This is a genomic window from Streptomyces sp. CAI-85, assembly GCF_013363615.1.
Lineage (GTDB): Bacteria > Actinomycetota > Actinomycetes > Streptomycetales > Streptomycetaceae > Streptomyces > Streptomyces antibioticus_B.
In genome coordinates, this window is sequence record NZ_JAANNX010000060.1 from 24,561 (window position 1) to 31,831 (window position 7,271).

Annotated in this window: 9 protein-coding genes and 3 tRNA genes; 5 read left to right on the forward strand and 7 right to left on the reverse strand. The window is 71.8% G+C overall.

Annotated elements, in window-relative coordinates; translation table 11 throughout:
• Nucleotides 1-148 precede the first annotated feature (148 nt).
• Together G6W55_RS31815 and G6W55_RS31820 are read right to left on the reverse strand one after the other, a co-directional pair.
• Nucleotides 149-220: transfer RNA gene (locus G6W55_RS31815), tRNA-Val, on the reverse strand.
• 78 nt (nt 221-298) lie between these two features.
• On the reverse strand, nt 299-760 hold the full coding sequence (locus G6W55_RS31820) for a TIGR02611 family protein (protein ID WP_175524175.1): 462 nt from the start codon (nt 758-760) through the stop codon (nt 299-301).
• A 191-nt stretch (nt 761-951) separates the two neighbouring features.
• On the opposite strand from G6W55_RS31820, the gene G6W55_RS31825 reads away from it, so the two are divergent.
• Nucleotides 952-1,365, forward strand: a complete 414-nt coding sequence (locus G6W55_RS31825) for an SsgA family sporulation/cell division regulator (RefSeq protein ID WP_004002642.1) — start codon at nt 952-954, stop codon at nt 1,363-1,365.
• A gap of 517 nt (nt 1,366-1,882) precedes the next feature.
• Nucleotides 1,883-2,443 carry a CGNR zinc finger domain-containing protein gene (locus tag G6W55_RS31830; RefSeq protein ID WP_030786014.1) on the forward strand — a complete coding sequence of 187 codons (561 nt, stop codon included), beginning with the start codon at nt 1,883-1,885 and terminating at the stop codon, nt 2,441-2,443.
• 48 nt (nt 2,444-2,491) lie between these two features.
• Here the strand turns inward: G6W55_RS31830 and G6W55_RS31835 are convergent, their stop codons facing one another.
• Nucleotides 2,492-2,644 carry a hypothetical protein gene (locus G6W55_RS31835; protein WP_020138043.1) on the reverse strand — a complete coding sequence of 51 codons (153 nt, stop codon included), beginning with the start codon at nt 2,642-2,644 and terminating at the stop codon, nt 2,492-2,494.
• Between the two features lie 203 nt (nt 2,645-2,847).
• A complete protein-coding gene (locus tag G6W55_RS31840) occupies nt 2,848-3,282 on the reverse strand; it encodes a hypothetical protein (RefSeq protein ID WP_175524176.1) in 435 nt (144 codons plus the stop codon).
• 166 nt (nt 3,283-3,448) lie between these two features.
• On the opposite strand from G6W55_RS31840, the gene G6W55_RS31845 reads away from it, so the two are divergent.
• On the forward strand, nt 3,449-3,994 hold the full coding sequence (locus G6W55_RS31845) for a DsbA family protein (RefSeq protein WP_175524177.1): 546 nt from the start codon (nt 3,449-3,451) through the stop codon (nt 3,992-3,994).
• Here the strand turns inward: G6W55_RS31845 and G6W55_RS31850 are convergent.
• The 3 genes from G6W55_RS31850 to G6W55_RS31860 form a co-directional block, all read right to left on the reverse strand.
• Nucleotides 3,991-4,812 (reverse strand): N-acetyltransferase, encoded by an 822-nt coding sequence (locus tag G6W55_RS31850; RefSeq protein ID WP_175524178.1) that lies wholly within the window; start codon nt 4,810-4,812, stop codon nt 3,991-3,993. The two genes, G6W55_RS31845 and G6W55_RS31850, sit on opposite strands and share 4 nt — an antisense overlap.
• 88 nt (nt 4,813-4,900) lie before the next feature.
• A complete protein-coding gene (locus G6W55_RS31855) occupies nt 4,901-5,722 on the reverse strand; it encodes an aminotransferase class IV (protein ID WP_175524179.1) in 822 nt (273 codons plus the stop codon).
• A gap of 11 nt (nt 5,723-5,733) precedes the next feature.
• Nucleotides 5,734-6,783 carry a chorismate-binding protein gene (locus G6W55_RS31860; RefSeq protein ID WP_175524180.1) on the reverse strand — a complete coding sequence of 350 codons (1,050 nt, stop codon included), beginning with the start codon at nt 6,781-6,783 and terminating at the stop codon, nt 5,734-5,736.
• Between the two features lie 244 nt (nt 6,784-7,027).
• On the opposite strand from G6W55_RS31860, the gene G6W55_RS31865 reads away from it, so the two are divergent.
• Together G6W55_RS31865 and G6W55_RS31870 are read left to right on the forward strand one after the other, a co-directional pair.
• Nucleotides 7,028-7,100, forward strand: a tRNA-Gly gene (locus G6W55_RS31865).
• Between the two features lie 38 nt (nt 7,101-7,138).
• Nucleotides 7,139-7,212, forward strand: a tRNA-Cys gene (locus tag G6W55_RS31870).
• The last annotated feature ends 59 nt before the right edge of the window (nt 7,213-7,271 follow it).

Sequence of the window (7,271 nt, forward strand, 5' to 3'; positions counted from 1 at the left end):
GTCAATGATTCGGACAGGAATTTCTGGCCGGGCGGGGTGCGGGGGCCGTCGCGGCGGAGGCCGGGAGGCGGGGCGCGATGCTGCCGGGGCAAGGCCGGACACGACTACGGCCCGCCTGCTCTGTCGCAGACGGGCCGTGGTCCCGGGGTGGGCGATACTGGGTTCGAACCAGTGACCTCTTCGGTGTGAACGAAGCGCTCTCCCACTGAGCTAATCGCCCGGGCGCAGGAAGAACATTACCCCATGTCAGGGGGTGCCTGTGACCATCGCCGGACGGCCCCCGCGCCGCTGCCGCGGCTCACTGGTCCTTGATCTTCCAGGGCATCTCGAAGCCGAACTTCCACAGGTAGACGGCCATCAGCGCGCCGATGATCACCAGGCCGATCGAGGTCAGGATGATGTTGCGGCGCCGGACCTTCGGGTCGAGGGCGCGCTGGGCCGCCTCGGTGACCTTGCGCTTGGTCCAGCGCAGCACGAGCTGGGCCCAGACGAACTCGGTCGCCCAGATCGCCATGCCGCCGAAGATCACGACCCAGCCGGGTCCGGGCAGCGGCAGCATGATCACGCCGGCGACGACCACGGCCAGGCCCAGGATGAAGACACCGACCTGCCAGCTCAGGTGCAGCATGCGCCGGGCCTTGACGAACTCGGGCGCCCGGGAGCCGAGTCCCTGCCCGGCCTGCTCCCGCTCGGCCTCGCCCCCGTCGGTCCCGTCCACCGCCATGGCCACCTCGCCAGGCTTGTCACTCCCCGTATTCATACAGCCAGACCTTACCCGAGAGATTCCGATCACCGGAATGGTGGTACTTCGCGAACGCACCCTCGGCCGGAAGAGTTACGTAAAGGCACGCAAAACACTCAGAGGGGTTTACAACGGCACCGTAGGTGGCATGTCGATTTCGCCGACGTGCGAATCCCCGAGCGCACACTGAGCGAAAGGCCCTGGCGCTTATGAACACCACGGTCAGCTGCGAGCTGCACCTGCGCCTCGTTGTGTCGAGCGAGTCCTCCCTGCCTGTCCCCGCAGGACTGCGGTACGACACGGCCGACCCCTACGCCGTGCACGCCACCTTCCACACCGGAGCCGAGGAAACCGTCGAGTGGGTGTTCGCCCGTGACCTCCTCGCGGAGGGGCTGCATCGGCCCACGGGTACCGGCGACGTCCGAGTCTGGCCGTCGCGCAGCCACGGTCAGGGCGTCGTCTGCATCGCCCTGAGCTCTCCGGAGGGCGAGGCACTGCTCGAGGCCCCGGCGCGGGCCCTGGAGTCCTTCCTGAAGCGGACGGACGCGGCCGTGCCTCCCGGCACGGAACACCGGCACTTCGATCTCGACCAAGAGCTCTCGCACATCCTGGCGGAAAGCTAGGGCGAGGCTCACCATGAGCCGCCCGGCGCCGTCCACTCGGGGAGACGGCTCGGGCTAAGACAACCGCATACGGTATGCGCCTACGCCGCGCCACGGATCGTCGTGGTGCGGCGTAGGCGTGTCTTCTGTGTGGGTGCAGGTGCGTCCGCGATGCCGGGGTGCCCGGCGTGATGGGGCCTCCACCGCCTTCTACGGCGCCGGCGCGGCCGCCGCGGGATCGTCCCCGGCGCTGTCGCCACACGCTGGGCAGTCGCACTCGTCCACCGAGTCGATCGGGACCTCGCGCCGGGCGACGGCATCCGCGCCCCCGAAGAGATCGGCGTCCGGGTTTGTTGGATCAAGGGGTTACTTGTCGGTTGTCGGGGGGTGTGCAGGGGTGGGCGGGTTGGCATGCTGGGGGGTGTGGGGGTGCCGGATGGGCCCCCGGGTGGCTGGGCCGTGGTTTGTGGGGCCGGGGCGGCTACCATCGGCCAGCATCGGCGGGCGCCCGCCCGACCCACAGGCCAGGGAGCGAAACGTGCTGATCACCCACGACACCCGGTGTGCGCTCGACGCCGTGGTGGATCTGGTGAACACCGCACCGGAGGACGAGACGACCCCGGACGCGCTGCCGGACGTCGCCGCCCTCGCGGAGTTCGTACGAGCGCACGACATCAGTGACGTAGGCGTGCTCTCCGAGTTCGACCTGTCCGCCGTCCGCAAGATCCGCGGCCGGTTCGCCGGGATCTTCGCGGCGTCGGACGCCCGGGTCGCCGCCGGGATGATCAACGATCTGGTCGCCGCCGCCGGCACCACTCCCCGGCTCACCGATCACGACGGCTACGACTGGCATGTGCACTACTTCGCGCCCGGTGCCTCCATCGCGGACCACCTCGCGGCCGACTGCGGCATGGCGCTGGCCTTCTTCGTGGTGGCCGGGGAGCAGGAGCGGCTGCGGCGCTGCGAGGCCCCGGACTGCCGGCGTGCCTTCGTCGATCTCTCCCGCAACCGTTCGCGCCGGTACTGCGACAGCCGCACCTGCGGGAACCGGCTCCATGTGGCCGCCTACCGGGCGCGTCGCAAGGAGGCCGCGGGCTGAGATGCCGACGCGGCCCCGGCGGGTGACGCCGGGGACCGCGGGTACGGCTCAGAGCAGCAGCAGGTCGTGCAGCGCAGCCATGAGCAGCAGACACCCGATCACCGCAAGGAAGATCATCAGCGGTGGCTGGGAAAGGGCGAAGAGGCACCCGCGCGGCTCGTCCTGAGGTGGCGCGGCGTCGCTCTGTGTCGTGTCCAGCATCTCGCGGGCGATGATGACGCAGGCCAGGCACCCGGCGCGATCAGCGCGCCCGGAATGAGCGGGAGTTCGCCGAATTCCTTGATGTCGGTTTCAGGCCGTGATCACTTCCGCGCGGACCGCGGCCGTCTGTGTCGTTTCAGCCGACGAACCGTGTCACACGCCGCACACGCTTCACATGGCCCCCACGTGTCACACACAGCGCTTCATATGCCGTGCTTCTTGAGGATGGCCTCGATGTCGCTGAAGTCGTCGGCGCCGCCCTGGGCGCGCGGTGCGGCGGCGGGGCGGGTGCCCTGGCCCAGCGAGGGTGCCGAGGCGCCGGCGGCCACGGCGTCGGACCGCTCGGCGCGTGCCGCCGCTCTGCGCTCCTTGCGGGTGCCGCCACGGCGGCGCTCCACCGCGCGCGTGGTCGCGAAGAGGGCCCAGGCCGCGCCGAGCACACCGAACCCGGCCCATGCGGTGGGGCTGAACGCCGTGTCGGCGAGCCACTCCACGATCCCGGTCATCACGAGGCCGAGCGGCACCAGGGAGTAGGCCGCGATCCGGGCGGCCGACAGGAAACGCTTGCGGTACGCGGTGACCGCCGCGATGCCCAGACCGGCCACGGCGACGGCGGAACAGACGGTCTCGGCAATCATCCGGTCCTCCAGGCAGGCACATGCGGGCGGGCGCTTCGTCCCTTCCATCCTGCACCCCCGCCCCGCCCGCGGGCCATGTTCCGGCCCCAGATCAGGGACATCTCCGGGTCGCCTCCTCCACAGGTGCCGGTCACGGCGGGTGCCCGCGGGCTGGGAGACTGGGGGCATGAGTGAGTCCTCCACGTCCTCCCCGTCCTCCCCCACCCGTCCCCCCGTCGTCCTCGAGGTGTGGTGCGAGCTCCAGTGCCCGGACTGCCGTCACGCCCTGGACGACCTGCGCGCGCTGCGCGAGCGCTACGGCGACCGGCTGGAGCTGCGGCTGCGGCACTTCCCGCTGGAGAAGCACAAGCACTCCTTCGCCGCCGCGCAGGCCGCCGAGGAGGCCCTTGAGCAGGGCGACGGGTGGCCGTACGTCGAGGCCGTGCTGGGCCGGGTCGAGGAGCTGGACCGTAGGGGCGAACCCTTCCTGGTCGAGGTCGCCGGTGAACTCGGCCTCGACGCCGAGGAGTTCGACACCGCCCTGATCGACGGCCGGCACATCCTGATCGTGGACGCCGACCAGGCCGAGGGCAAGGCGATCGGGGTCACCGGTACGCCGACGTACGTCATCGGCGGCGAGCGCCTCGACGGCGGCAAGAGCCAGGAAGGGCTGCGCGAGCGCGTCGAGGAGATCGCCGACCGACTGCTGGCCGAACAGAGCGAAGGCATCTAGAGCAAGGGCTTGTACATCGTGTGGCTCACCGGCGCATAGCCCAGGGACGCGTAGAGCCGTTCGGCCGGGGTGTTGCCGGCGAAGACGTTGAGGCCGATGACGCGCTTGCCGGCGGCGACGGCCTGAGCCTCGGCGAGCAGCATCAGGGACCGGCCGTGGCCCCGGCCCCGGTGGGGTTCCCCGGTCTCGACGTCGTAGACGTACGCCCGCTCCCCCGCGACGCCCAGCCAGAGCATGCCGACCCGCTCGCCCTCGTGTTCCAGGACGCTGATCAGCATGTTCTCGGTGGCGAGGCCGTCCGGGAGGAGCGCGTCGGTGTCCTGTTCGGCCTTGGTGCGGGCCTCGGCCTCGGGGACTCCGCGGCTGCTCCAGTCCCGTGTGTACTCCTCCAGGCCGTGCCGCCGCCACGGGCCGTACTCGGCCTCGGTGAGGGGCCGGGCCCTGCTGCCCGGGGGCAGTTCGGGGGCCGTCTCCAGCGCCTTCTCCAGGCCGCGGTTGCGGTGGACGTAGCCGAGGGCGGCGGCCAGGCGCAGGGCGTGCGCCGCGTCGGCGGGGACCCGGATCTCGATGCTGCGGCAGCCCCAGCCCCGCGCGACCTCCTCGGCGGCGAGCGCGGCCACCGCGCCCCGGCCCCGGCCGCGGTCCGGTTCCTCGATGCGCAGGTCGTCGATGCGGGCGACGGCGGGTCCGAAGCCGGGGTGGGTGGAGAGGCGTATCGCCCCGACGGGTCGGCTGTTCACGCACACCTGGTAGTGGCGCGACAGCGCCCCGCCGGTGGCGCGCTGAAGCGGCTCGGTGGGCCGCAGAGTCGTGGTCATCAGGGGGTTTCTACCCGCGATGGGCCCCCGAGTCAGCCCGTTTTCGGCGGGCCGCCGCCTGCCCCGTCCCGCCTGCCCCGTCGCGCGGCTACGGGTCGAGGTCGTCGCCCGCGCGCTCCTGGAAGATCCGCATCGCCTTGGCGGTCACCGGTCCCGGTGCGCCGGGGAGTTCGCGGGTGTCGACGCGGTGGACGGCCTGGACGTCGCGCAGGGTGGAGGTGAGGAAGATTTCGTCGGCCCGTTCCAGCACGTGGAGCGGGAGGTCGGTCTCCTTGGCGCCGGTCCACTCGACGGTCAGTTCGCGGGTGATGCCCGCGAGGCAGCCGGAGGCGAGCGGCGGGGTGTGGATCTCGCCGTCCAGGACGACGAAGACGTTCGACCCGGTCCCCTCGCAGAGCAGTCCGGCGGTGTTCGGGAACAGGGCCTCGGTGGCGCCGTGTTCATGGGCGCGGGCCAGGGCGACGACGTTCTCGGCGTACGAGGTGGTCTTCAGGCCGGTGAGGGCGCCGCGTTCGTTGCGGGTCCAGGGGACCGTGACGACGGCGGTGGAGTCGGGGCGGCGGGTGGACTCGCCGAGGGCGACGACGAGGGTGGGGCCGCGGTCGCCGCGGTCCGAGCCGAGCGGGCCGTGGCCGCCGGTGTAGGTGATGCGCAGCCGGCCGAGCGGCATCGGGTTGGCCTCGACGACGGCGGCGCAGGCGCGGCGGACCTCGTCGAGGTCGGGCTCGGGCAGGCCGAGGCCGCGCGCGGAGCGGGCCAGGCGGTCGAGGTGGCGGGTGAGGGCGAAGGTCCTGCCGTCCACCGCCTTGACCGTCTCGAAGATGCCGTCGCCCACGGTCAGTCCGTGGTCGAAGACCGAGACACGGGCGGACGCCGCGTCCTGAAGTCCGCCGTCGAGCCAGAGCTTCACTGGTTACTCCCTCACCCCGTGCCCGGGGGCTGTTCATTCACCTCGTACGTCCCCGACGCTATCGCGAGCAGCCGGGCGGCCTTCAGTTCGGTCTCCGCCCACTCCGCCTCGGGGTCGGAGCCCCAGGTGATGCCGGCGCCGGTGCCGAAGCGCAGGACGCCCTCGGCGCGGTCGATCCAGAAGGTGCGGATGCCGACGGCCAGCTCGCCGGTGCCCCGGTCGGCGTCGACCCAGCCGATGCCGCCGCAGTAGGGGCCGCGCGGCGTGGTCTCCAGGGCGTCGATGATCCGCAGGGCGCTGGACTTGGGGGCGCCGGTGACCGAGCCGGGCGGGAAGGCGGCGTCGAGCAGTTCGGGCCAGCCGGCGCCGTCGCGCAGTTCGCCGCGCACGGTCGACACCAGGTGGACCAGTCCGGGGTGCTTCTCGACGGCGCACAGGTCGGGGACGGTCACACTGCCCGTCGCGCAGACGCGTCCGATGTCGTTGCGGACGAGGTCCACGATCATGACGTTCTCGGCGTAGTCCTTGTCGAGGAGGTCCGCCTCGGTGCGCCCGGTGCCCTTGATCGGGCCGGACTCGACGGTCCGGCCGGCCCGGCGCAGGAACAGTTCGGGCGAGGCGGTGGCGATCTCGACGCTGTGCCCGGGCAGGCGAATCGTTCCGGCGTACGGTGCCGGGTTGCCGCGCGCGAGGAGGGCGGTCAGGGCGTCCACGTCGGCGCCGGGGCCGACGGGCGCGGTCAGGACGCGGCAGAGGTTGGCCTGGTAGACCTCGCCGGCGGCGATGTGCTCACGGATCCGGCGCACGCCCGCGGTGTACGCGGCGCGGTCGAGGGACGACGTCCAGTCACCGGCGGCCGGGCCCCGCCAGCGGCCCGGCGCGGGTGTGGGGACGGGCTCCTCGCGGACGTCGGCGAAGCGGGCGCAGACCAGACGGCCCTCGAAGTCGGCGGCGACGGCCCAGAAACCGGTGGAGTCGAGGGCCGCGGGGTCGCTGGTGACGTCGAGGAGACCGGTGGCGGCGCGGCTGCCGAAACGGGCGAGAGGAGGGAGGTCGAGCACAGTGCCGAGTCTAGGGCGGGTGCCCGCGCCGCCGGTCCTGGCCGGTCGCCGCGGGGCCCTGAGCAGGTCCGCAGGGGCCGCGGGGCGCCGCCGGGACGGCTCGGGGACGGCTCGGGGACGGCGCATGGGGGGCTGCGGGCGGGGGCGCAGGGCAGCACGCTGCGCAAACGCGTTTTTGTGCTGGCCCAGGAATCCGCTAGAGTTCAGTTCGTCGCCGGGACGCGAGAGCGGACCGAAACGACAAGCGGACGTAGCTCAGTTGGTAGAGCGCAACCTTGCCAAGGTTGAGGTCGCGAGTTCGAGCCTCGTCGTCCGCTCGAAGGAATCTGGGGATCTTCCCGAACCCCGCACTCCTGGTGGAGTGGCCGAGAGGCGAGGCAACGGCCTGCAAAGCCGTCTACACGGGTTCAAATCCCGTCTCCACCTCCAAGGACGATTAGCTCAGCGGGAGAGCGCTTCCCTGACACGGAAGAGGTCACTGGTTCAAT